19 protein-coding genes, 1 tRNA gene and 1 other RNA gene are annotated in these 22,742 nt (G+C 69.6%); 14 read left to right on the forward strand and 7 right to left on the reverse strand.

Annotated elements, in window-relative coordinates; genetic code table 11:
• Nucleotides 1-22: 22 nt before the first annotated feature.
• A complete protein-coding gene (gene mmsB, locus BLW00_RS20435; RefSeq protein WP_092557720.1) occupies nt 23-1,264 on the forward strand; it encodes a multiple monosaccharide ABC transporter permease in 1,242 nt (413 codons plus the stop codon).
• 119 nt (nt 1,265-1,383) lie between these two features.
• Nucleotides 1,384-2,889, forward strand: a complete 1,506-nt coding sequence (locus tag BLW00_RS20440) for a sugar ABC transporter ATP-binding protein (RefSeq protein ID WP_092557722.1) — start codon at nt 1,384-1,386, stop codon at nt 2,887-2,889.
• Between the two features lie 134 nt (nt 2,890-3,023).
• Here BLW00_RS20440 and galK read toward each other — a convergent pair whose 3' ends face one another.
• Nucleotides 3,024-4,199 carry a galactokinase gene (galK, locus tag BLW00_RS20445; RefSeq protein ID WP_092557724.1) on the reverse strand — a complete coding sequence of 392 codons (1,176 nt, stop codon included), beginning with the start codon at nt 4,197-4,199 and terminating at the stop codon, nt 3,024-3,026.
• Nucleotides 4,196-5,344 carry a galactose-1-phosphate uridylyltransferase gene (gene galT / locus BLW00_RS20450; RefSeq protein ID WP_245741709.1) on the reverse strand — a complete coding sequence of 383 codons (1,149 nt, stop codon included), beginning with the start codon at nt 5,342-5,344 and terminating at the stop codon, nt 4,196-4,198. Before galT ends, galK begins: the two co-directional genes overlap by 4 nt.
• 89 nt (nt 5,345-5,433) lie before the next feature.
• Here galT and BLW00_RS20455 point away from each other — a divergent pair, with 89 nt between their 5' ends.
• From BLW00_RS20455 to BLW00_RS20490, 8 genes are all read left to right on the forward strand, one after another.
• The gene (locus tag BLW00_RS20455; RefSeq protein WP_092557726.1) at nt 5,434-6,228 is read left to right on the forward strand and encodes a DeoR/GlpR family DNA-binding transcription regulator; all 795 of its coding nucleotides are present in this window, start codon (nt 5,434-5,436) and stop codon (nt 6,226-6,228) included.
• 121 nt (nt 6,229-6,349) lie between these two features.
• On the forward strand, nt 6,350-7,597 hold the full coding sequence (locus tag BLW00_RS20460; RefSeq protein ID WP_245741710.1) for a multidrug effflux MFS transporter: 1,248 nt from the start codon (nt 6,350-6,352) through the stop codon (nt 7,595-7,597).
• 124 nt (nt 7,598-7,721) lie between these two features.
• The gene (locus tag BLW00_RS20465) at nt 7,722-8,414 is read left to right on the forward strand and encodes a phosphatase PAP2 family protein (RefSeq protein WP_092557728.1); all 693 of its coding nucleotides are present in this window, start codon (nt 7,722-7,724) and stop codon (nt 8,412-8,414) included.
• A 1-nt stretch (nt 8,415) separates the two neighbouring features.
• A complete protein-coding gene (locus BLW00_RS20470; RefSeq protein ID WP_092557730.1) occupies nt 8,416-9,333 on the forward strand; it encodes a LysR family transcriptional regulator in 918 nt (305 codons plus the stop codon).
• Between the two features lie 116 nt (nt 9,334-9,449).
• The gene (locus BLW00_RS20475; protein WP_092557732.1) at nt 9,450-10,169 is read left to right on the forward strand and encodes an SDR family oxidoreductase; all 720 of its coding nucleotides are present in this window, start codon (nt 9,450-9,452) and stop codon (nt 10,167-10,169) included.
• Nucleotides 10,170-10,313: 144 nt separating this feature from the next.
• Nucleotides 10,314-11,588, forward strand: a complete 1,275-nt coding sequence (locus tag BLW00_RS20480) for a saccharopine dehydrogenase family protein (protein WP_092557734.1) — start codon at nt 10,314-10,316, stop codon at nt 11,586-11,588.
• Nucleotides 11,589-11,671: 83 nt separating this feature from the next.
• Nucleotides 11,672-12,748, forward strand: coding sequence for an o-succinylbenzoate synthase (gene menC / locus BLW00_RS20485; RefSeq protein WP_092557809.1), 1,077 nt, complete (start codon nt 11,672-11,674; stop codon nt 12,746-12,748).
• Nucleotides 12,741-13,355 (forward strand): GNAT family N-acetyltransferase, encoded by a 615-nt coding sequence (locus BLW00_RS20490; protein WP_092557736.1) that lies wholly within the window; start codon nt 12,741-12,743, stop codon nt 13,353-13,355. The genes menC and BLW00_RS20490 overlap by 8 nt, the downstream gene beginning before the upstream one ends.
• Before the next feature lie 84 nt (nt 13,356-13,439).
• On the opposite strand, the gene BLW00_RS20495 is transcribed toward BLW00_RS20490, so the two are convergent.
• Together BLW00_RS20495 and BLW00_RS20500 are read right to left on the reverse strand one after the other, a co-directional pair.
• Nucleotides 13,440-14,066: a hypothetical protein gene (locus BLW00_RS20495; protein WP_092557738.1), complete on the reverse strand. Its 627-nt coding sequence runs from the start codon at nt 14,064-14,066 to the stop codon at nt 13,440-13,442.
• 212 nt (nt 14,067-14,278) lie between these two features.
• Nucleotides 14,279-16,831 carry a cell wall-binding repeat-containing protein gene (locus tag BLW00_RS20500; protein ID WP_175494477.1) on the reverse strand — a complete coding sequence of 851 codons (2,553 nt, stop codon included), beginning with the start codon at nt 16,829-16,831 and terminating at the stop codon, nt 14,279-14,281.
• Between the two features lie 251 nt (nt 16,832-17,082).
• Between BLW00_RS20500 and BLW00_RS20505 the strand changes: the two genes are divergently transcribed.
• From BLW00_RS20505 to BLW00_RS20515, 3 genes are all read left to right on the forward strand, one after another.
• Nucleotides 17,083-19,509 (forward strand): phosphoketolase family protein, encoded by a 2,427-nt coding sequence (locus BLW00_RS20505; RefSeq protein ID WP_092557742.1) that lies wholly within the window; start codon nt 17,083-17,085, stop codon nt 19,507-19,509.
• An 89-nt stretch (nt 19,510-19,598) separates the two neighbouring features.
• The gene (locus BLW00_RS20510; protein WP_092557744.1) at nt 19,599-19,721 is read left to right on the forward strand and encodes a ribosomal protein bL36; all 123 of its coding nucleotides are present in this window, start codon (nt 19,599-19,601) and stop codon (nt 19,719-19,721) included.
• A 148-nt stretch (nt 19,722-19,869) separates the two neighbouring features.
• Nucleotides 19,870-20,301 carry a DUF3151 domain-containing protein gene (locus tag BLW00_RS20515; protein ID WP_092557811.1) on the forward strand — a complete coding sequence of 144 codons (432 nt, stop codon included), beginning with the start codon at nt 19,870-19,872 and terminating at the stop codon, nt 20,299-20,301.
• A gap of 81 nt (nt 20,302-20,382) precedes the next feature.
• Here the strand turns inward: BLW00_RS20515 and BLW00_RS20520 are convergent, their stop codons facing one another.
• The 3 genes from BLW00_RS20520 to BLW00_RS20530 form a co-directional block, all read right to left on the reverse strand.
• Nucleotides 20,383-21,393, reverse strand: coding sequence for an ice-binding family protein (locus tag BLW00_RS20520; protein ID WP_245741711.1), 1,011 nt, complete (start codon nt 21,391-21,393; stop codon nt 20,383-20,385).
• Nucleotides 21,394-21,699: 306 nt separating this feature from the next.
• A tRNA-Ser gene (locus BLW00_RS20525) sits at nt 21,700-21,787 on the reverse strand.
• A 78-nt stretch (nt 21,788-21,865) separates the two neighbouring features.
• The gene (locus BLW00_RS20530; RefSeq protein ID WP_092557748.1) at nt 21,866-22,519 is read right to left on the reverse strand and encodes an SDR family oxidoreductase; all 654 of its coding nucleotides are present in this window, start codon (nt 22,517-22,519) and stop codon (nt 21,866-21,868) included.
• 59 nt (nt 22,520-22,578) lie between these two features.
• Between BLW00_RS20530 and ffs the strand changes: the two genes are divergently transcribed.
• An RNA gene (ffs, locus tag BLW00_RS20535) (signal recognition particle sRNA small type) lies at nt 22,579-22,675 on the forward strand.
• Nucleotides 22,676-22,742 lie beyond the last annotated feature (67 nt).

The following is a 22,742-nucleotide window of genomic DNA, read 5'->3' on the forward strand; positions in this document are numbered from 1 at the left end:
CCGGAGAGGAGATACACCGACTATGTCTGACTTGGAAACCAAGCCGTCCGACTCGACCGCCGCGGGCGCGCAGGTCAATCCCGTGGAGAACAAGTTCACCGACCGGCTCAGCCACATCCTGGGCGACCTCGGCAAGAACGGCATCTTCATCGCGCTGATCCTGGTGGTGGTGCTGTTCAGCATCCTCACCAACGGCATCCTGCTGCGGCCGCAGAACATCTCGAACCTGATCGTGCAGAACGGCTACATCCTCGTTCTCGCGATCGGCATGGTGATGGTCATCATCGCCGGCCACATCGACCTCTCGGTCGGCTCGGTCGCCGCCTTCGTCGGTGCGGTCTCGGGCGTGTTCGCGGTGCAATGGGGGCTGCCGTGGTGGCTGTCGATCATCCTGTCGCTGCTCGTCGGAGCTCTGGTGGGTGTCTGGCAGGGCTTCTGGATCGCCTTCGTGGGCATACCGGCGTTCATCGTGACGCTGGCCGGCATGCTGATATTCCGCGGCCTGGCGCTCGTCGTGCTGGGCAACGCGAACATCGGCTCGTTCCCCGCGGAGTACCGGGCGCTCGGCAACGGCTTCCTCACCAACCTGTTCGGTGAGTTCCAGCTCGACCCGCTGACCCTCGGCATCGCCGCGATCGCGATCGTCGCCCTGTTCGTGCAGCAGTTCCGTACCCGACGCGCTCGCCAGAGCTACAACCAGGAGGTCGAGCCCTTCGCCTGGTTCGTGACCAAGCTCGTGCTGGTCGCGGTGGCGATCGGCCTGTTCGCCTTCGCGCTCGCCACCTACAAGGGCATCCCGGTCACGCTCATCGTGCTCGCCGTGCTCGTGCTCATCTACGGCATCGTGATGAACCGCTCGACCTTCGGCCGGCACATCTATGCGATCGGTGGAAACCTGCACGCGGCCGAGCTGTCGGGCATCAAGACCCGTCGGGTGACCTTCTGGCTCTTTGTGAACATGGGCTTCCTGGCGGCGCTCGCCGGGCTCATCTTCACCGCCCGTCTCAACCTGGCCGGGCCGAAGGCCGGTGACGGCTTCGAGCTCGAGGCCATCTCCGCGGCCTTCATCGGTGGCGCAGCGGTTCAGGGCGGTGTCGGAACCATCGGCGGCGCCATCATCGGTGGTCTGATCATCGGTGTGCTGAACAACGGTATGTCGATCCTCGGCATCGGCATCGAGTGGCAGCAGGTGGTCAAGGGCCTCGTGCTGCTGCTGGCCGTGGCCTTCGACGTCTACAACCGCCGCCGCTCGGGCGGTCGCTGAGTCCCACGCGCCACATCCTCCTCGCGACCCGTCGCCTCCGGCCCTGTGTTCCCTGTTTCACGGCCGGAGACGACGGGTCGCGAGCTTGTTGGGGGCTAGCGTTGCAGGGTGAGTGAGGCATGAGCACGGAAACGGATGACGGCGTGCTGTTCGCGCTCGCCTCGGGGGATGCCGTCGGAGCCGCGGTGGGCGAGCTCGTCGCCCTGTGCGGCGAGAACGGATCAGGCCTCGACGTCGTGCTTCGCGAGACGACCGACCGGATCCTCGCTCGCGGCCCGGGTTCCACGGAGGCCGCCGCCCGCGTGCCCGCCACGGCCCTGATCGGGCGGCGCCGCGGTCTCACGCCGGGGTTCGACGTCGCCGAGAACGTCTTCCTCGGCAACGAGCGCAAGAAGCGGCTCGGGCCGATCCCGTTGGGCATCGACTGGGAGCGCACCCGCGCCGACACGGCCGAGATCCTGAGGGGCCTCGGTTCGTCGTTGACGCCCCGGATGCGCGCCCGCGGGCTGGGTGAGTACGACCGGCTGATCGTGGAGCTCGCCCGCGCGATCGCCCGCTCAGCGACATCCGTCGTGCTCGACGAACCGGCCGAGCGCCTCGGTGAGGCCGACGCCGGGCGCTTCTTCCGTCTCCTGCGATCGGTCGCCGAACGCGGGATCGCGGTGCTCGTGCTCACGCAGAAGCCGCGGCAGGCGCTCGGGTATGCCGACCGGCTCGTGGTGGTGCGCGATTCCGCCGTGGTGGCGGAGCATCCGCGTTCCGAATGGTCTGACGGGGTGGCGGCGGCGGAGCGGGTGCGCGCGCACGTGCTGACCGAACTCGTCGACCGGGGGCCCCGACCGGGGCCCGAGCGGGAGTCCGGCTCGGCGGCCGACATCGCTGCACGGCCGGAGCTTCTGCGCATCACCGGCTGGAGCACGCACGATCCGCTCGACCCGGAGTCCCTCCTCGTCGACGGCGCCGACCTCGTGGTGCGATCGGGTGAGATCGTCGGGATCGCCGGTCTCCGCCGGTCGGGTGCGCAGGCGCTGCTGCTCAGCGTGTACGGCAATTCGGCGGGCACGAAGCCGACCGGCACGGTGTCGGTGCGCGGCAGCCAGGTGAAGGCCGACACGGTGGAGCGGGCGATCGCCGCCGGCCTCTACTTCGCGTCGACGGATGCGCCTCAGTACCGGGTGCGCTTCGTGGGCGGCATCGCGGTGCCGGTGTCGTCGTCGAAGCTGCCGGGGCTGGTCAAGGCGGGGCTGGTCGATCGCGACAGCGACCTCGGACCGGGAGACGGGTGGGGCGGTCGCCTGCTCGGCGCCGTGCGCTCGCTCAGTCGGGAGGGCTCGCAGAGCGACCACATCCGGGGCTTGGTGAAGGAGTTCGCCGCCTCGGAACGGCTGGTGCTGCTGCTCGGCGACCCGACGGCCGGCGCCACGCCCGCCGAACGCGCCGAGGTGCACGCCGGCCTTGCGCGGATCGCCCGTTCGGGCAAGGCCGTGGTGATCGCATCCGACGACCTCGATGAACTGCTCGCCGTCTGCGATCGCGTGATCGGCATGGCAGCCGGTCGCGTGACCGGCGAGGTGCCCGGCGGCTCCGCCCCCGCGACACTGGCCGCCCTCATCGTGCGCGACTGACGCGCATCCACCCCTTCCCGCCGCCGCTCGTCCCAATCGTCCTACCTGGGACGTGCCCGCTACAGTGACTCGTCCCTAACGGGGCCAAAACGCGCGATTCTGCCCAGTTCGGGACGAGTCGCGAACCGGGAGGGTCAGGAGAGGGACTCGCGGGCGGCGCCTCGGGTGGGGGTGACCGTGAAGACGTCGGGGGTGGCGTAGCCCGCTGCCGCGAAAGCGGCGAGCGTGGCGGTGCGCAGGGCCTCCACGCGGGAGGACGGGATGACGGCGATCGCCGATCCGCCGAAGCCTCCGCCGGTCATCCGCGCGCCGATCGCGCCGTGCTGCTGCGCCGTCGTGACCGCGAGGTCGAGCTCGGGCACCGAGATCTCGAAGTCGTCGCGCATCGACACGTGCGAGGCGTCCAGCAGGGGGCCGATCGCGGTCGCGCCCTTGTCGCGCAACGTGCGCACCGTCTCGAGCACGCGCTCGTTCTCGGTGATGACGTGTCGCACCCGGCGGAACGTCTCGTCGTCGAGCTCCCGCGACGCGCGGGGCAGGTCGTCGACCGTGAGGTCGCGGAGCGAGGTCACGCCGAGCAGCTTCGCCCCGAGCTCGCACGAAGCGCGGCGCGCGGCGTAACCACCGGTCGCGTGCTCGTGCGTCACCTTGGTGTCGATGACCGCGATGGTGAGCTGCGCATCCGACAGGCCGAGGGGGATGACGGAGGCGTCGAGCGAGCGGCAGTCCAGCAGCACGACGGAGTCCTGTTCGCCGAGGAGCGACGCCGACTGGTCCATGATGCCGGTGGGGGCGCCCACGACCTGGTTCTCGTTGAACTGGCCGATCCGCGCGATCGACTGCCGGTCGTAGCCGAGCGACCAGAGCTCGGTGATCGCCAATCCGAACACGCTCTCGAGCGCGGCCGAGGAGGAGAGGCCGGCGCCGACCGGGATGTCGGACTCGAGGTACGCGTCGAATCCGAACGCCGCGTCGAGCACCGATCCGAACTCGGTCGCCCCCCACACCATGCCGAGGGGATACGCCGACCAGCCGCCCACCGTCTCGGGCGAGATGTCGTCGATGGCGATCTCCACGACCTCGGGCGCGAAGGAGGTGGCGATGCGGATGACGCGGTCGTCACGCTTTCGCAGGGCCATCACCGTGCGGCGATCGATCGCGAAGGGCAGCACGAAGCCGTCGTTGTAGTCGGTGTGCTCGCCGATCAGGTTCACCCGGCCGGGCGCCGACCAGAGCGAATCGGGCGTCTCGCCGAAGCGGGCGGCGAAGCCCTCGACGACGGAGTGTTGGAGCGAGGAGGCGGTGGTCACAGCTGGGCGTCCGATCGTTCGAGGGCTTCGCGCAACAGGGCCGCGCTGGTTTCCGGCAGCACGTCTCCGATGAAGGCTCCCATGGCCGCCTCGGAGCCGGCCAGGAACTTCAGCTTGTCGGCGGCGCGACGGGGCGAGGTGATCTGCAGCATCAGGCGGATGTCGTCGCGGTGGGCGTGCACCGGCGCCTGGTGCCAGGCGGAGATGTAGGGGGTGGGCGTGTCGTAGACCGCATCGATGGCGCGCAGTAGACGGCGGTAGAGCACCGCGAGCTCGTCGCGCTCCTCCTCGGTCAGGCCCGCGAAGTCGGGCACGTGGCGGTGGGGGAGGAGATGCAGCTCCAGGGGCCAGCGCGCGGCGAAGGGCACGAAGGCGGTGAAGTGCTCGCCGCGGTAGACCACGCGATCCGACTCCTGCTCGAAGGCCAGGATGTCGGCGAAGAGCGTCGGCCCGTAGCTCTCGATCGAGGCGATCAGCTTCTGCGTGCGCGGGGTGATGTAGGGGTAGGCGTAGATCTGGCCATGCGGGTGGTGCAGCGTGACGCCGATGGCCTCGCCGCGGTTCTCGAACGGGAAGACCTGTTCGACGCCGGGCATCGCGGAGAGCGCGGCGGTGCGATCGGCCCAGGCCTCGATCACCGTGCGCGCGCGCGACTCGGAGAGCGTGGCGAAGGAGCCGTCGGTGTCGGGGCTGAAGCACACCACTTCGCAGCGGCCGATGGAGGGGCGCGTGCGGCCGAGGCCGATGCGGGCGAGCTCCGAGAGCGCCTCCGCGTCGTCGTAGGTTCCGGATGCGCCGGTCACCGCGGCGAGATCCGGCCCGAACGAGGGCGACTTGTTCTCGAACACCGCGACGTCGTAGTTGCTCGGCACCTCGGTGAGGTTCTCGGGTGTCGACGGGGCGAGCGGATCGAGGTGCTTGGGCGGAAGCATCACGCGGTTCTGCCGGGCGGAGGCGATCGAGACCCATTCGCCGGTCAGCGGGTCCTGCCGCATCGACGCGACCGCGGGCCGCTCGGCCGGGGGTCGTTCATCCGGGGCGCGTTCGGGATCGAGGGTGGTGTCGGCGTCGTCGAAGTAGATGAGTTCGCGACCGTCGGAGAGGTGGTGCACGCGCTTGACGATGCCGTGGGAGAGCTGTTTCACACCACGAGTAAGCCACTTTCGATACCACAAGTCAAGTCGGGCAGAACTTAGGAATTGACAAGCAAAGCGAAGTATTCGAAACTCTGCGCATGGCCAACGAATTCGAGCAGCTTCCTGCGGCCGTGCGGCGCGAGCGCATCCTGGCCCGGGTGTCGGAGACCGGCTTCGTTCGGGTGGCCGATCTGAGCCGTGAGTTCGGAGTCTCGGAGGTCACGGTGCGGTCGGATCTCGACGCCATCGAACGCGAGAACCCCATCGACCGGGTGCACGGCGGCGCGGTGCTGCGCGGAGGGCCGTCGCTCCGCGAAGAGCCCTTCGAGCGGGCCCTGTCCACCTCGGCCGAGGAGAAGCGGCGCATCGGCGTGGCCGCGGCCGCCCTGGTGCGGAGCGGGGAGAGCCTGATCCTCGACGTCGGCACCACCCCCGCGGCGGTGGCTGCAGCCCTCCTCGAACGCGACGACCTCGACGATCTCGTGATCGTGACCAACAGCCTCACCACCGCGCTCGCGCTCGAACCCGCCATCCCGCGCTTCACGGTCGTGGTGACCGGCGGCACCCTGCGCCCGCTGCAGCATTCCCTGGTGGCGCCGTTCGCCGCGAAGGTGCTCGACGACCTGCATGTGGACCTGGCGTTCCTCGGCGGCACCGGCGTGCATCCGGAGGGCGGGGCGACCAACGTCAACCTCGCCGAGACCGAGCTGAAGCGCGCCATGCTGCTCTCGGCCGATCGCGCGGTGTTCGTGGCCGACGCGTCGAAGGTCGGCCGGGTGGATCTCGGCCGCATCGGGTCGATCGAGGAATTCGACACCCTCGTCACCACGGGCGTCGACGAGCGGATGCGCGCCGAGTTCGAAAAACGTGGAATCGACGTCGTCATCACCTGACGGATGACGCTCCCGACGGCCTAGACTCTTCTGGACGCCGGGGGGACGAGGATCCTCGCTGCGCGGACAATCACCATCGTCGGCCCCTGGATCGCGGCAGTGCGCCCGCAGGAATGTCATCGTGACCACAGCAACATCGCCCATCACCGTCGTGCACCCCGGCGACTCCCTCACCACGCGGCAGCGCCTGGTCTACGTGATCATCCTGGGCGCGCTCACCGCCCTGGGGCCCTTCACGATCGACCTCTACCTGCCCGCCTTCCCGGTGCTCGAGGCCGATTTCGACGTGCCGGCCGCGCTCATCCAGCTCACCCTCACCGGCACCACGATCGGCTTCGCGCTCGGCCAGCTGCTGGTGGGCCCGTGGAGCGATCGGGTGGGGCGGAGGATGCCCATCATCATCGCGTCGGGCGTGCACGTCGTCGCCTGCATCGGTGCCGCGGTGGCGCCCGACATCTGGACCCTTGGCGTCTTCCGCGTGCTGCAGGGCATGGGCGCGGCCGCCGGCGGCGTGGTGGCGATGGCCATGGTGCGCGACCTGTTCGGCGGGCGGCCACTCGTGGTCATGCTCTCGCGCCTCGCGCTGGTGAGCGGTCTCGCGCCGATCGTGGCGCCCGTGATCGGCTCGCAGTTGCTGCTCGTGATCGACTGGCGGGGCATCTTCTGGGTGCTCGCGGCCTACGGCGCGCTCGTCATCCTGGTGGTGACGCTGTGGATCCGTGAGACGCTCCCGGTCGAGCGACGGCACGACTCGGGGCACACCACCACCCGGCAGAGATACCGGGCCGTGCTCACCGATCCGGTGTTCGTCGGCGTCGCGATCATCGGGGGGATGACCTTCTCGGGTCTGTTCTCCTATCTCTCGGCGAGTTCGTTCCTCTTCCAGCAGGTCTACGGTTTCGACGCGCAGCAGTTCGGCATCCTGTTCGCGGTGAACTCGCTCGGGATCGTGGGCGGTGCGCAGCTGAGCGCGCGGCTCACGAAGTACTTCGGCCCGCAGTGGATCATCGCCGTGTCGACGGTGATGCTGTTCGCCTGCGCGGGCATGATCATCCTGTTCGACCATCTCGGGTTCGGGTTGCTCGGAACCCTGATCCCGCTCTGGTTCTTCATCTTCTCGTGCGGCCTCACCTTCCCGTGCGTGCAGGTGCTGGCGCTGAACGCGCACGGTCACGAAGCCGGAACGGCGGCCTCGCTGCTCGGTGCGGTGAACTTCGGGCTGGCCGGCCTGATCTCGCCGCTCGTGGGGGTGCTCGGAATCGGCAGCTCGACCCCGATGGCCTCGGTGATGGCGGGCACGGCCGTGGTGAGCATCCTGGCGCTCTGGTTCGTGGTGCGGCCGAAGCGGGTGCCGGCGCTCACCCGCTGACCCGCTGAGCCGTGGAGCCGCTGAGCCGCTGAGCCGTGGAGATTCGCGCGATGCGGATGCGCGGACGTGCATATTCCCGTGGATCAGCGCTGCCGGCGGATGGCACTCGGGGTAGCATCGCGAGATGCCCTCCGCTGACGCCGCCTCCGACGCTCCCACCGCTCCGGTTCCGGTGAGGGTGGCCCGTCGCTGGCCCGTCGTCTCGGGCGCGGTGGCCGTTCTGCTCGTGCTCGGGCTCGGCGCGCTCGTGGTGTTCCGCGAACGCCTGTTGCCCTTCGGCTTCGACACCGAGTGGATGGAGGAGATCGTCGAGCACCGCAATCCGTTCTGGGAGGTGCCGTCGCTCGTGATGAACTCGCTCGGCGGCGGGGTGATCGCGGTGTTCGTGGTGCCGATCGTGGTCATCGTCGCCCTGCTGCTGTTCCGGCGGCCGTGGGCGGCGCTCTACTTCACGCTCGCGATCATCGTCAGTGCCGCCGCGGTGCAGATCCTGAAGAGCGCCATCGGCCGGCCGCGCCCGGAGGAGATCCTGGTCGTCTCGGACTTCGGCTCGTTCCCCTCGGGGCACTCGGCCAACGCCGCCACTCTGGCCGTGACCCTCGGCATCGTGTTCGTGCGGGTCTGGATCTGGGTAGCCGGGTCGGTGTACACGCTGCTGATGATGGCCAGCCGCACCTACCTCGGCGCCCACTGGCTGAGCGACACGATCGGCGGCCTGCTGCTCGGCGCCGGGGTCGCCGTGCTGCTCTGGGCGCCCTTCGCGGCGAAACTCTACGACGAACGCTCGCGAGCGCATCCGCCGATCTGGGTGCGCTGAGGTGGCCGATCTCGACCTGCGCAAGCTGCGGTACTTCGCGGTCGTCGCCGAGGAGTTGAACTTCGGACGGGCCGCCGAGCGGCTGCGGATCGCCCAGCCGGTGCTGAGCCGGCAGATCGCGGCCCTGGAGAAGGAACTCGGCGTCGAACTCTTCGTGCGCTCGCAGCGGGGCACGCGGCTGACCGCCGCCGGAGCGGCGCTCCGCGACGACGCCCGCGACATCCTCACCGAGGCCGCCGCATTGCAGCGCCGGGTGCGGCGGGGGAGTCGCGCGGGCCGCAGCCTCGGGCTCGGGTTCATGCCGGGGCTGATCGTGACGCGGGTGGTGCGCGCGCTGACCGAGCGCTTCCCCGCGCTCGCGGTCGAGGTGGTGCGTACCTCGTGGGACGACCAGGTGGAGATGGTGCACGACGGGCGCGTCGACGCGAGCTTCGTGCGGCTGCCGATCGCGCGCGACGGACTACGGGTGACCGTGCTGTTCGCGGAGCCCCGCGTGGTGGCGCTGCCGGCGTCGCACGAGCTGGCGGGCGCATCCAGGGCGGGCTCCGGCCCGGTGGGGGCGGGCGCGTCGGGTGGAGTGCAGCTGGCCGATCTGCTGCCGTTGCGGCTGCTGCAGGCTCCGGATGCGGTGCCCGAGTGGCGGGATGCGCTGCGGGCAGCGGGCACCGACCCGCAGAAGGCGGCGCGCGGCAGGCCCGTGGTGCACACGGTCGAGGAGAAGCTCGAGCAGGTGGCCGCGCTCCGCGGTGTGGTGGTGCTGCCGGAGTCGACGGCGCGCTTCTACACTCGGCCCGACGTCGTGTACCGGATGGTGGACGATCTGCCGCCGAACGAGGTCGCCGTGGTTTCGGAGGCGCGCAACGAAGTGCCGGAGATCGAGGCGCTGCACGAGCTCGCCGTGCGGCTGATGCGACCCTAGGGCACGGTTGCGATACCTGGTGGGCATCACAGCGATGCTGAAGGGGTCTTGGACGCGCCGACGGGGTGGGCCGCAGAGTGGAGGCGTCCTACTCCTCACCTGAATCGAGTTCCACCATGTCTCTCTCCGGATCCACCGTCGTCGTGCTCGGCGGCAGCAGCGGCATCGGCTTCGCCGTGGCCCGCGCGGTCGTGGCGGCGGGCGCCCGCGTCGTCATCGCCTCCAGCAGCGCGGCCCGCGTCGAGGCGGCGGTCGCCCAGCTCGGACCGACGGCCGGCGGACATGCGGTCGACGCATCCGACTCCGTCGCCCTGGACACCTTCTTCGCCGCCGTGGGCCCGTTCGACCATCTCGTCTACACCGCGGCCGGCACGCTGACCCCCGTGCCGCTGACCGACTACACGGCCGAGGCGGCCCGCGACTTCTTCTCGCTGCGTCTGGTCTCCGGGCTCGACGCCGTGCGCGCGGCGCTCCCGACGCTCGCGCCGAGCGGCTCGATCACGCTGACCTCCGGCTCGGCCGCCCACCGCTCGGGCGCCGGCTGGGTTCTCGGAGCCGCGGCATCCGGGGCCATGATCTCGGCGACGCGATCGCTCGCGGTCGAGCTCGCGCCGATCCGGGTCAACGTGGTCGCCCCGGGGGTGGTGCGGAGCCCGCTCTGGGCCGGGCTGAGTGCTGCCGAGCAGGAGGCGATGTATGCGGGCGTCGGCGCATCCGTGCCGCTCGGGCGGGTGGCGGAGGTCGACGACGTGGCGAAGGCCTACCTCTACGCGATGGAGCAGCACTATGCGACGGGCTCGGAGATCCTGGTCGACGGAGGGAGCATCCTGGTCTGAACCTTGCCTTACCGGTGACGTCGGCCCACGGCGGGAGTGTCGCAGCATCCTGGTCTGAACCTTGCCCTTACCGGTAACGTCGGCCCACGGCGGGAGTGTCACAGCATCCTGGTCTGAACCTTGCCTTACCGGTAACGTCGACCCATGAGAATCCTCCTTGTGGGCGCCGGCGGAGTGGGCGACGCCATCGCGAAGATCGCCGCCCGACGCGACTTCTACGAACTGCTCGTGGTCACCGATTACGATCCGGCGCGGGCCGAGCGAACGGTCGCCTGGATCGCCGACCGGCACGGCGCCGACGTGGCCGCCCGCTTCGCCGCCGACCGGATCGACGCCTCCGACCCCGACGACGTCGCCGCTGTGGCCCGCAAGCACGGCGTGACCCATGTGATGAACGCGGTGGAGCCGAAGTTCGTGCCCACGATCTTCGCCGGCGCGCTCGCCGCGGGCGCCGACTACCTCGACATGGCGATGAGCCTCTCCGAGCCGCACCCCACCGATCCCTACGTCGAGACCGGCGTGAAGCTCGGCGACGACCAGTTCGCCCAGGCGCCCGACTGGGAGAAGAGCGGCCGCCTCGCCCTGGTGGGCATCGGCGTCGAGCCCGGGCTGTCGGATGTCTTCGCCCGTTACGCCGCCGACCACCTGTTCAGCGAGATCGACGAACTCGGCACCCGCGACGGCGCGAACCTCGTGGTGCGCGACTCCGACGGCAACGAGATCTTCGCGCCGAGCTTCTCCATCTGGACCACGATCGAGGAGTGCCTCAACCCGCCGGTGATCTGGGAGAAAGACCGCGGCTGGTTCACCACCCCGCCGTTCTCCGAGCCCGAGGTCTTCACCTTTCCCGAGGGCATCGGGGAGGTGGAGTGCGTGAACGTCGAGCACGAAGAGGTGCTGCTGATGCCGCGGTGGGTGGATGCGAAGCGCGTCACCTTCAAATACGGGCTCGGCAACGAGTTCATCGGCATCCTGAAGACCCTGCACCAGCTCGGCCTCGACAAGACGACGCCCGTGCGCGTGCGCTCCGCGAACGGCCCGGTCGAGGTCGCCCCGCGCGACGTCGTGGCCGCGGGTCTGCCCGACCCGGCGACGCTCGGCCCGTTCATGACCGGCAAGACCTGTGCCGGCCTCTGGGTCACCGGCACCGGAACCGACGGCCGGCCACGCGAGGTCTACCTCTACCACGTGAGCGACAACGAGTGGACGATGGCCGAATACGAGGCCCAGTGCGTGGTGTGGCAGACCGCTCTCAACCCCGTGATCGCGCTCGAACTGCTCGCCGCCGGCACCTGGTCGGGCGTGGGGGTCCTCGGTCCGGAGGCGTTCGATGCGAAGCCCTTCCTCGACCTGATGGCCGCCCCCGAAGACACGGGCGGCTACGGCCAGGCCTGGGGGCTCGAGGACAGGCTGGCCTGACCGTGACCACGCTGGCCCCCGTGCACTCGAGCGGTTCCGCTCTCCCCGTCGTGGTGGAGGCGGTGGAACTCCACCGTGTGGCCATGCCGCTGGTGCGCCCCTTCGAGACGAGTTTCGGCCGGCAGACCGCCCGCGAGGTGCTGCTCGTGCGCGTGATCACGGATGCGGGCGACGGCTGGGGCGAGTGCGTCGCGATGGCCGATCCCGTCTACTCCAGCGAGTACGTCGAGGGCTGCGCCGACGTCATCCGCAGCTACCTCGCTCCGGCCCTGCTCGAGGCCGGCACGGTGCGCGCGGCCGACGTCGCGAGCGTGCTCGACTTCGTGATCGGGCACCGGATGGCGAAGGCCGCGGTGGAGACGGCCGTGCTCGACGCGCAGCTGCGGGCATCCGGAACCAGCTTCGGCGAATACTTCGGAGCCGTGCGCCCCGAGGTCGACTGCGGCGTGTCGGTGGGCATCGCGCCCGATCTCGACTCCCTGCTGGCCGAGGTGGCGGGGTACGTCGAGGAGGGCTACCGCCGTATCAAGCTGAAGATCAAGCCGGGCTGGGATCTCCTGCCGGTGGCTGCCGTGCGCGCCCTGCTCGGCCCGGAGGCGCTCCTCCAGGTCGACGCCAACACCGCCTACACGATCGCCGACATCGATCATCTGCGCGAACTCGACGCCTTCGGCCTGCTGCTGATCGAGCAGCCCTTCGTGGAGGAGGACATCGCGGCGCACGTGCGCCTGGCCCGCGCGATCGACACCCCGGTCTGCCTCGACGAGTCGATCACGGGCACGCGGGTCGCCATCGACGCGATCGAGCGGGATGCGACCTCCATCATCAACATCAAGGCCGGCCGCGTGGGCGGCTACCTCGAGGCGATCCGCATCCACGACGCGTGCCTCGAACGCGATGTTCCGGTGTGGTGCGGCGGCATGCTCGAGACGGGCATCGGGCGAGCGGCCAACGTGGCCCTCGCCGCCTTGCCCGGTTTCACGCTGCCCGGCGACACGAGTGCCTCGAACCGTTACTTCGCCGAAGACCTCACCGAGTCGTTCGTGCTCGTCGACGGACGGCTCGCCGTGCCCGCCGGCCCGGGCTCGGGGGTGACAGTGCGCACCGAGCTGGTGGAGGAGTGGAAGTCGCGCCCCACTCAGCTGATCACGCGTGCCTGAGCGAGCGGATGCGCCGGGCCGCCCCGGCATCCGCGTGCGGCTCTACGACCCGCAGCGCCCTGCTGATCGCGCGGCCGTGCTCGAGATCTGCCTGAAGACGGGAGATGCGGGCTCCGATGCCACGGCGGCCTACCCCGATCCGCGTGAGCTCACGGAGCGCTACGCGGCGCCCTATCTCGGTCTCGAGCCGGCCCTGGCGTTCGTGGCCGAGCAGGAGGGCGACGGTGGCGACGGGCACGGCGCGGTGCTCGGCTACGTGCTCGGCGCATCCGACACCCGCTCCTTCGCCGCCCGGTTCGCCGCCCGCGAGAGCTCGCTGAGCGCGGCCGTCCGGGCCGAGCACGCGGCCGGGATGCTGCTGCCCGAGATCGGCGAGTTCCCCGCCCACCTGCACGTCGACCTGCTGCCCGTGGCGCAAGGCCGAGGCGTCGGCCGGATGCTCGTCGAGACCGTGCTCGACGCCCTCCATGCCGACGGGGTGCGGGGCGTGCACCTCGTGGTCGACCCGCGCAACACCGGCGCCCTGGCCTTCTACCCGCGTCTCGGCTTCACCGAATCGCGTCGAACCGCCGACGGCGTCGTGTTCGTGTGCGCCCTGGCCCGCTAGTCGCGTCATTTCGGGCGAACGAGAGCGACATCAACGCCTGTACAGGCCTCGGTTCGCCTCTCGTTCGCCCGAAACGACGCGAGGTCAGGCCAAGACGAGCGACGAGGGCGACATCAGGGCGATGAGCAGCAGCGCCAGCAGCGAGATCGCCCCGGCGACGCAGAGCCCGCCCACCCACGGCCAGCGTTCGAACCAGTAGACGAGATCGGGCGACTCGGCGCGCAGCCGCGACGCGGTGATCGGATCGGCCATCCGCCGCACGGGCACGTCGAACGCGCCGGCGACGGCCTCGATGTCGTCGTTCGACCAGAACTCCCCCCGCATCCGCAGCAGCCGCTCGCCTGAGGAGTCGAGCAGGAACAGCTGCCGGTGCGTCTCGGTCGAGACTCCCCGGTAGACGTCGACGATGAGCGCCGTCGCGATGCGCTTGGCCGGGATGCGGTTCTCGCGGCGGAAGAAGCCGCGCTCGATGAGTCCGTCGCGCCCGATCCGGATGCTCACCCCGCGCAGCAGCCAGGCACCCGCCGCGTAGAGCGCGGCGATGAACAGGAAGGCGATGATGACGCGGGGCCAGGTTCCGCGCGGGATGGCGAACCAGAGCATGGCGGCCAGGATGGGGAAGGTGAGAGCGGCCACCACGAGGCGGGTCTGGCTGGAGATCTGATCGCGTGGCCGCACCACGGCGGTGACGGAGCTGTTGCGCAGACTCATCCGCTCTCGAATCCTCTGGTGGGGTGGGCGCTCTGGCCCGGACATCTGTGATGATAGGGGGGCGCCGGCGGCAGCGGATAGCGACCATCCGGGGGACATCGGGGGTGCGACTCCCAGCCGGCGTTCAGGGCCTGCACACGAGCCGGGCGAGCGCACGCGACGACGGCCGGATGCCTGGGTGCGCATCCGGCCGTCGCGGCTGTGGTGGAGTATCAGCCGATGTAGGCCTGCAGCGAGGTGAAGACCGCTGCCGACACCGTGTTCGTGCCGCCGAGAACCACGATCTTCGCCGGGTTGAGCCGGTTCAGCTCGGTCTTGACCGAGGCGGGGATGGAGTCGGTGTTCACGAGGAGCACCGGTCCACCCTTGACGATCGCGGCGGCCGATCCGGAGAGCGCGTCGGGGAAGACGGCTCCGGAGGCGACGTAGACGACCGGCACGCCGGGGGTGAACGTCGCGGCCGAGATCGCGGCCGAGACCGCGAACCGGTCGGCGCCAGCGATCCGGGTGGTCGGCGCGATGGCCTGCAGCTTGGCCTTCACGGCGTCGGAGACCGTCGCCGTTCCACCGAGCAGCACGATCTTCGCCGGGTGCAACCGGTTCAGTTCGGTGTTCACGACCGCGGGCACGCTGTCTTTCGCGACCAGCAGCACCGGTCCTCCGAGCTTGCCGGCGGCGGCCGATCCGGAGAGGGCGTCGGGGAAGACGGCTCCGGATGCGACGTAGACAACGGGCACGTTCGGCGCGAACACGGCCTTCGAGACGCCCGCGGAGACCGCGAACCGGTCGGCTCCACCGATCCTCGTGGTGGGTGCCGTGCCGTTCAGCGAGTTGAGCACCGCATCCGACACCGTGTTCACGCCGCCGAGGACCACGATCTTCGCCGGGTGGAGCCTGGCGAGCTCGGCACCGATCGAAGCGGGGATCGTGTTCTTCGACACCAGGAGCACGGGTCCGCCGAGCTTGCCGGCGGCCGCCGAACCCGAAAGGGCGTCGGGGAAGACCTCACCGGAGGCGACGTAGGCGACGGGCACGTTCGGGGCGAAGGTGCTGGCCGAGACCGCTGCCGAGACCGCGTAGCGATCGGCGCCGCCGAGGCGGACGACGGTCGCGTCGGCCGCGATCACCGCTGCTGTGGGGGCGGAGGTCGCCGAGAGAGTCTCGTAGCCCGTCTTGGTGCCCGAGACCGTGAACGTGATGGCCTTGCCGACCTGCGCCGCGGTGGGCGTGAAGGTGAGGCCCGTTGCACCGGCGATCGCGACTCCGTCAGCGTTCCACTGGTAGGCGAGCGCCACCGGGTCCGGAGCCCAGGGGGCCACCGTCGCGGTGAGAAGCTTGCCGACCTGCGCCGTGCCCGCCACGGTGGGCGGAACCGGGCTGAGGGCGTAGAGCGGAGCACCGTTCGAGTCGTACATCGCGTAGTCGTCGGTGATGAGCTCACCGTTGGCGGCGAGGTTCAGACCGAAGCTGATGCCGGTGATGCCGTCAGGGATGGCCGGGGTGGTGAAGTTCGCCTGCGTGTAGATCGTGGCCGGTGCGAAGAGCGGGCTCGAGGTCCAGTAGGTCCAGGCCCCCAGCGTGTTCCTCGTGTAGATCGCGAACTGCGTGTTCGCCGTCGACATGTAGAACGCTCGCAACGAGTACGTGGCGCCGGGCGTCACCGTGGGCGCGCATCCGGATTCGTCGAACAGTGCCAGGATCTTCGCGTCGCCGTCGACGTAGTTCGTCACCGTGACCTTCGAGGCCGTCGCACCGGTGCGACCGGGCGTGACCGTGGAGTAGGCGGAGGTGTTGTTGCCGAAGCTCGCACCCCACCAGCACTGCGGCATGTTCACCGCGGTGCCCGGAGTCTCCAGGCTCGGGTTCTGGGTGCCGTTCTCACCCGGTCCGGGCGGCGGTGCCAGCGGCGGACCCTGCACCAGCGGCTTGACGGCGCCGCCGACGACCTGGTTCACGTTCTTCACCGTCTTCGTGGTGCCGTCCTGCCACGAGGCGAGCCAGGTGGTGAACTGGTCGAACAGCACCGGGTTGATGGTGGGGTTGTTCGGATCGAGTGCGCCGGACGTGTCGCCGATGTGGTGGAAGGTGAGTTGCACCCAGCCGCCCTCGGCCTCGGCGTCGGTGACCCGCTTCTGCAGCTGCTCGAGCGTCCACGTGGCATCGACCTGATCGGCGGCCCGCGTGTAGAACGGGTCGGTCGGCGGGACGGTCTCGGCGTTGGCGCAGTCGGCGCACTCGGTGCCGGGAGCGGTCTTGAGGTCGCCCAGGCCGCGAGCACTGTTGTACCCGCACTCGGCGACGATCTGCTCGGCCTGGGCGTTCACCGAGGCGAAGGGATACGCGAAGCTGGTGATCGGGTAGCCCCAGCCCGTGAGGTTGACGCGGTCGTTGCAGACCTGGCGCTTGACGGCATCGGCGCCGAGGGCCGCGAGGTCTTGGTGGTTGACCGTGTGCCCGCCGATCTCGTTGCCGGCGGCGTACAGGGTGGCGAGATTCGCCTGAGTGAGATAGTTCGGCTGGTCGACCGAGCCGGAGATGATGAAGAAGGTGCCGGTGAGGCCCTTGCCGTTCATCACCTGGGCGGCGGCCAGCTGGTCGGCGTCGCCGTCGTCGAAGGTGAGCGAGACGACGACGTTGCCGGCTGCTTGGGCGGGTGCGGCGACGCCGACGACGGCACCCGCCGATCCGATGATCACGGCCAGAGCCGCAACGGCGATGCGCCGCCACTTCGAGCGCGTGGACGATGGAACGACATTCTCGTGCATGATGTACCCCCTAGTGATGAGCTGCCGGCCCCCGATCCGGGTCATCGGGGAGCGGCAGAACGGAAGTCGAGTCACTTCCTTGTTGGGGAAGCTAACAGCGCACCCGGAGCCGTGCCCAGGACGTTTCCCGCACGATTTCGATGCGGTAAACCACGCGGTTTACCGCATGGTCACAGGGGTCGAACCCCCGTATCGTGCTTGTTCATGGTGGGGGTCTGTGCACGGCGGCGGTCTGTTCCTAGGCTGAGCCCATGACCACACACGGATCGGTTCCGCTGCCCGTCGTCGACGCCTGGTGGCGCGCGGCCAACTACCTCTCGGTCGGGCAGATCTATCTGCTCGACAACGCGCTCCTCCGGGAGCCGCTCACTCCAGCCGACATCAAACCCCGGCTGCTCGGGCACTGGGGCACCACCCCCGCGCTCAACCTGGTCTGGGCGCACCTCAACAAGCTGATCGTCGAGCGCTCCTCGAACGTCGTCTACATCGCGGGCCCCGGCCACGGTGGCCCGGGGGTGGTGGCGAACGCCTGGCTCGACGGCACCTACTCCGAGCTGTTCCACCACGTGCCGCGCGACGGGGAGGGGATGCAGAAGCTCTTCCGTCAGTTCTCCTTCCCGGGCGGCATCCCGTCGCACGCCGCACCGGAGACTCCGGGCTCGATCAACGAGGGCGGCGAACTGGGCTACTCGCTCGTGCATGCCTACGGCGCCGTGCTCGACAACCCCTCGCTGATCACCGCCTGCGTCATCGGCGACGGTGAAGCCGAGACCGCGACGCTCGCGACGAGCTGGCACCTGAACAAGTTCCTCAACCCGGTCAGCGACGGCGCCGTGCTGCCGATCCTCAACCTCAACGGCTACAAGATCGCCAACCCCACCATCCTCGCCCGCATCCCGGAGTCCGAGCTCACCGCGTTGTTCACCGGATACGGCTACTCCCCGCGGATCGTGTCGGGCGGCTTCGACGGCGAAGACCCGATGCTCGTGCACGAGCGGTTCCAGGCCGCGCTCGCGGAGGCCTTCGACGACATCGAAGCCATTCAGCGGGCGGCCCGTGTCGACGGTGTGACGGAACGGCCGGCGTGGCCCATGATCGTGCTCCGCACCCCGAAGGGCTGGACCGGGCCCAAGGTCGTCGACGGGCTCCCGGTGGAGAACACCTGGCGGGCGCACCAGGTGCCGCTCTCGAACGTGCGCGACAACCCCGAGCACCTGGCTCAGCTCGAGGAGTGGTTGCGCGGCTACCGCCCGGAGGAGCTGTTCGACGACCAGGGCCGGCCGGTCGAGTTCCTCGACGGCGACCAGCCGGTCGGAGATCTGCGGATGAGCGCGAATCCGAACGCCAACGGCGGGCTGCTGCTGCGTTCGCTCTCATTGCCGCCGCTCGCACCGCACGCCGTCGACGTCTCCCGGGGGCGCGGTGCCGTGGTCGAACCCACCCGCATCCTCGGGCGATGGCTCCGCGACCTGATCTCGGAGAACCCCGACAACTTCCGCATCTTCGGCCCCGACGAGGTGGCGTCCAATCGCCTCGACGACGTCTACGACGTCACGAACAAGGCCTGGCAGGGTTCGACGTTGCCGACCGACGAGCACCTCGCGCACGAGGGACGGGTGATCGAGATGCTGAGCGAGAACCTCGCCCAGGGCCTGCTCGAGGGCTACCTGCTCACCGGGCGGCACGGACTCTTCACCTCCTACGAGGCGTTCATCCACATCATCGACTCGATGTTCAACCAGTACGCCAAATGGCTGGAGTCGAGCGCCCACGTCGAGTGGCGGCGCCCGGTCTCGTCGTTCACCTACCTGCTCTCCTCACACGTGTGGCGGCAGGACCACAACGGTTTCTCGCATCAGGACCCCGGATTCCTCGACCACGTCGTGAACAAGAAGGCCAGCGTCGTTCGGGTGTACCTTCCGCCGGACGCGAACACCCTGCTGGTGACCGCCGAGCATTGCCTCGCGTCGCGCGACTACGTCAACGTGATCGTGGCGGGCAAGCAGCCGACGGCGACGCTGCTCTCGCTCGACGAGGCGCGTGCTCACGGTGCTCGCGGCGTCAGCGTGTGGGAGTGGGCGGGCACCGAGAAGCCGGGGGAGGAACCCGACGTCGTGGTGGCGTGCGCGGGCGACATCCCGACGGTCGAGGCGATGGCGGCGGTGCAGATCGTGAAGCGGGAGATCCCGGATCTCTCCGTGCGGTTCATCAACGTCGTCGACCTGATGCGCCTGCAGGACTCCACCGAGCATCCGCACGGCCTGGCCGCCGACGACTTCGACGCCCTGTTCACGCGGGACAAGCCGGTGATCTTCGCGTTCCACGGGTATCCGTCGCTCGTCCACCGGCTGACCTATCGCCGCACGAACCACTCGAACATCCACGTGCGCGGGTTCAAGGAGATGGGCACCACGACCACGCCGTTCGACATGCTGATGCTGAACGATCTCGACCGGTTCAGGATCGTGATGGACATCGTGCACCGGGTGCCGCGTCTCCGCGTCTCCTACGCCGGGTTGTCGCAGCGGATGGACGACGAGCGCTACGCCCACCGGGCCTACACCCGGGAGCACGGCGAGGATGCGCCCGACGTGGTGGGCAGCGCCGGGCTGCCGTTCGCCGACCCGAGCTCGCAGCCGGGTGGGGTGGACGACACCGGCGACGACAACGCGCGGTGACGACGTCCGGCGAGCTCCCAGCATCCCCGTCTTCCCCGGGAAGGTTTTCGGGTGTCTACTTGTTCTATTGAACGGCGAAAGGAGTCAATATGAAGGTGCGGAATTCATTGGGCTCGATGAAGAAGATGCAGGGTTCACAAGTCGTTCGACGCCGGGGTCGTACATTCGTGATCAATCACGCGAACCCCCGTTTCAAGGCCCGCCAGGGCTGATCGGAACACCCGGATAGCGCCCGCTCGGTTCGTTGAGCACAACGACCCACCGAGCTCGGCGGCGCTGCATTTCCAGTTCAATCTCTCAGAACCGCCCCCGTCCAAGCGATGGGGGCGGTTCTCGTTGTTGCGCGGCTACGATCAGAGCATGAGCAATCTCCTGGGCGTTCCGGAAACCCTCCTCCCCGACGAGCCCGGAGTGCGGGAAGCACTCGCTCGCGCGGTGGGATTCGACGTCGACGACGTGCTGGAGGCCACGGTCACCGACTTCCCGACCTCGTCGCTCGCCTGGGCCACCTTGGCCGACCGCACCTGGCACAAGGGCGAGGTCGTGGCCTCCTACGCCTACGCGCGTGTCGGCTACCATCGCGGGCTGGATGCGCTCCGCAAGGCGGGCTGGCGCGGACAGGGCCCTGTGCCGTGGTCGCACGAGCCGAACCGCGGCGTGCTGCTCTCGCTCTACATGCTGCGGCGAGCGGCCGAGGGCATCGGCGAGAGCGCCGAGGTCGTGCGGCTCACCGAGTTCCTCGACGGCGCCGACCCCGCGGCGGTCGCCGCGATCGAGTCCGGGGAGCGCTGAGCCCCTCCCACCCCGACTTCTTGCCGCCAACCGCCCCGAGATCCGGGTTTTCGGGCGGGTAGCGGCAAGAACTTCGGTGGGTCAGCTCCGGATGCGGCGGCGGGAGCTCACGAGGAGCGCGACTCCGAGCATCCCGAGCGCGAGGGCTGCCGCGCCGGCGGGCGGGAGCCCGAATCCGGTGTCGGCCAGCGAGCCGGTGCCGGAGCCGCCGATTCCGCCGCGGCCGGAGCCGCTGCCGGCAGCACCTGAACCGCCCGAGCCCTCACCGCCGGTTCCGCCGGAGCCTTCGCTTTCGCCTCCGCCGGGGCCGCCGGTGCCTCCGGGTCCGCCTCCGCCGGGAACCTCACCGGGCGTTGTCGGCGGCGGGCTCGAGGCTGGCGGGCTCGAGGGCGGCGGGCTCGAAGGCGGGGGACTGGTGGGTGTGGTCGCCTCGCACAGGCCGTCGGTGAAGACGTTGTTGTTCAGGGTGACCGAACCGTTGCGCGCGAGCGCCCGGCCGTCGACCGTTGCGCCGGAGCCGACGGTGATCGTGGTCAACGCCATGATCGTTCCCACGAACGAGGTGCTCGAGCCGATCGTGGCCGATTCGCCGACCTGCCAGAAGACGTTGCAGGCGCGGGCGCCGTTGATCGGCACGACGCTGCTCGATGTGGCCGTGGTGAGGCCCGATCCGATCTGGAAGACGAAGACCGCGTTCGGATCGCCCTGACCGTCGAGCGTCACGGCGCCGGTGAGGCCGATCGAGCTCGCGGCGTTGTAGACGCCGGGAAGGAGGGTCAGGTTGCCGAGGTCGCCCGACACGCTCGCGTCGACCGCCTGGGCGGCCGCGGCGTCGTAGGCCGTGCCGAGGTCGCTCTGCGCTTGAAGGGCGGCCGCATCGGCGGCGTGCGTCGCGCCGAGCGCGAGTCCGGGCGGGAAGCCCGTGATCGCCGAACCCGGACTCACGCCGACTCCGGCCCCGAGGAGGCTCGGGCCCGTGTTGGTGACCGATTGGCCGCCGAGCACCGAATAGCTCGCGGCCGTGCCGAGATCCACGGTGGTGCCGATGGCGCTCGCCGACTGAGCGGAGGCGAGCAGGACGACCGCTCCCACAGCGATCGCCCCACTCCCTGCCAGCGCGCGCGAGTGGCGGTGCTTCTGGTCGGATGTGTGCTGACGTACGGTCAATCGGCTTCGCATGAAGCGCCCCAAAATCCCTCGCCACCGAGGGCCCCTGATCACGGAATTGTGACTGACACCCAACCGTATGCCCGCGGGCGCTGATTACCTAGGTAAACTAACGAACTGCCAGGTTCGGCCGCGAGGCGGGCGTGTGCTCAAAGGTCCGTGCAGAAGGGGGATCCGGAGCCCGGATGAGGGATCTGCGCGCCCGACGATGTGTGGGCTGTGCGCGGAGTCTGGCGGAGAATGGGGGATTCGAACCCCCGAGGGCTTGCACCCAACACGCTTTCCAAGCGTGCGCCATAGGCCACTAGGCGAATTCTCCTGGAGCATTCTCCCCGTCCGGGGAGATGACCATGAAGCATCCTACCCGCACCGCGCGCCGAATCGCGATTCGGCCGGGTCAGAGCGCGCGCAGGGCCTCGGCGATCGGAGTCGAGCCGCTGATCGCCTCGAACTGGCGGTGCACGGCGTCACCCGAGACGAGCAGCTGGGTCACGATCCAGGCCACGTCGGCTCGCGGGATGCTGCCGCGGTCGGTCGATTCGGCGAGCGTCACCAGGCCGGTGGCCGGGGCGTCGGTGAGGCCGCCGGGGCGCACGATCGTCCAGTCGAGTTCGGAGGCCCGCACCGCCGCATCCGCCTCGCTCTTCGCGCGCAGGTAGATCTGGAACACGTCGTCGCTGTCGGGATCGAACGCGTCGGCACCCATCGCCGAAACGAGCACGTACCGGCGCACTCCGGCCCGCCAGGCTGCGTCGGCGAGCAGCACGGCGCCGTCGCGGTCGACGGTGAACTTGCGTTCGGCGCTCGAGCCGGGCCCGGCGCCGGCCGCGAACACGACGCCGTCGATCGACTTCGACGCGAGCTCGCCGGCGAGCCGCTCCGAGTCGGACTGCTCCAGGTCGAGCACGAGAGCGTGTCCGCCGGCCGCCTCGATGTCGGCGGCGTGCGCGGGATTCCGCACGATCCCCCAGACCTCGTGTCCGGATGCGGCCAGGAGTTTCGTGGTGAGCAGGGCGATCTTGCCGTGCCCACCCGCGATCGCGATCTTCATGTCACCAGCTAACGCCCGTCGGTGCTCGGACTCAACCCCGTCGACTTGCTACACTGGTTTCCGGCTCCCCGTGTGGCGCCATCCAGGCCAATTCCCCCAGGACGGAAACGTAGCAAGGGTAACCGGGCTCTGGCGGGTGCGCGGGGGGTCCTTTCCTTTTAACCCCGCTTTCGTCGATGCCTGCCCGAACTGGGGTAGGCGGCCGACCGTCTCCCGGCCCTAG

The sequence above is a fragment of the Herbiconiux ginsengi genome (assembly GCF_900107435.1).
GTDB lineage: Bacteria > Actinomycetota > Actinomycetes > Actinomycetales > Microbacteriaceae > Herbiconiux > Herbiconiux ginsengi.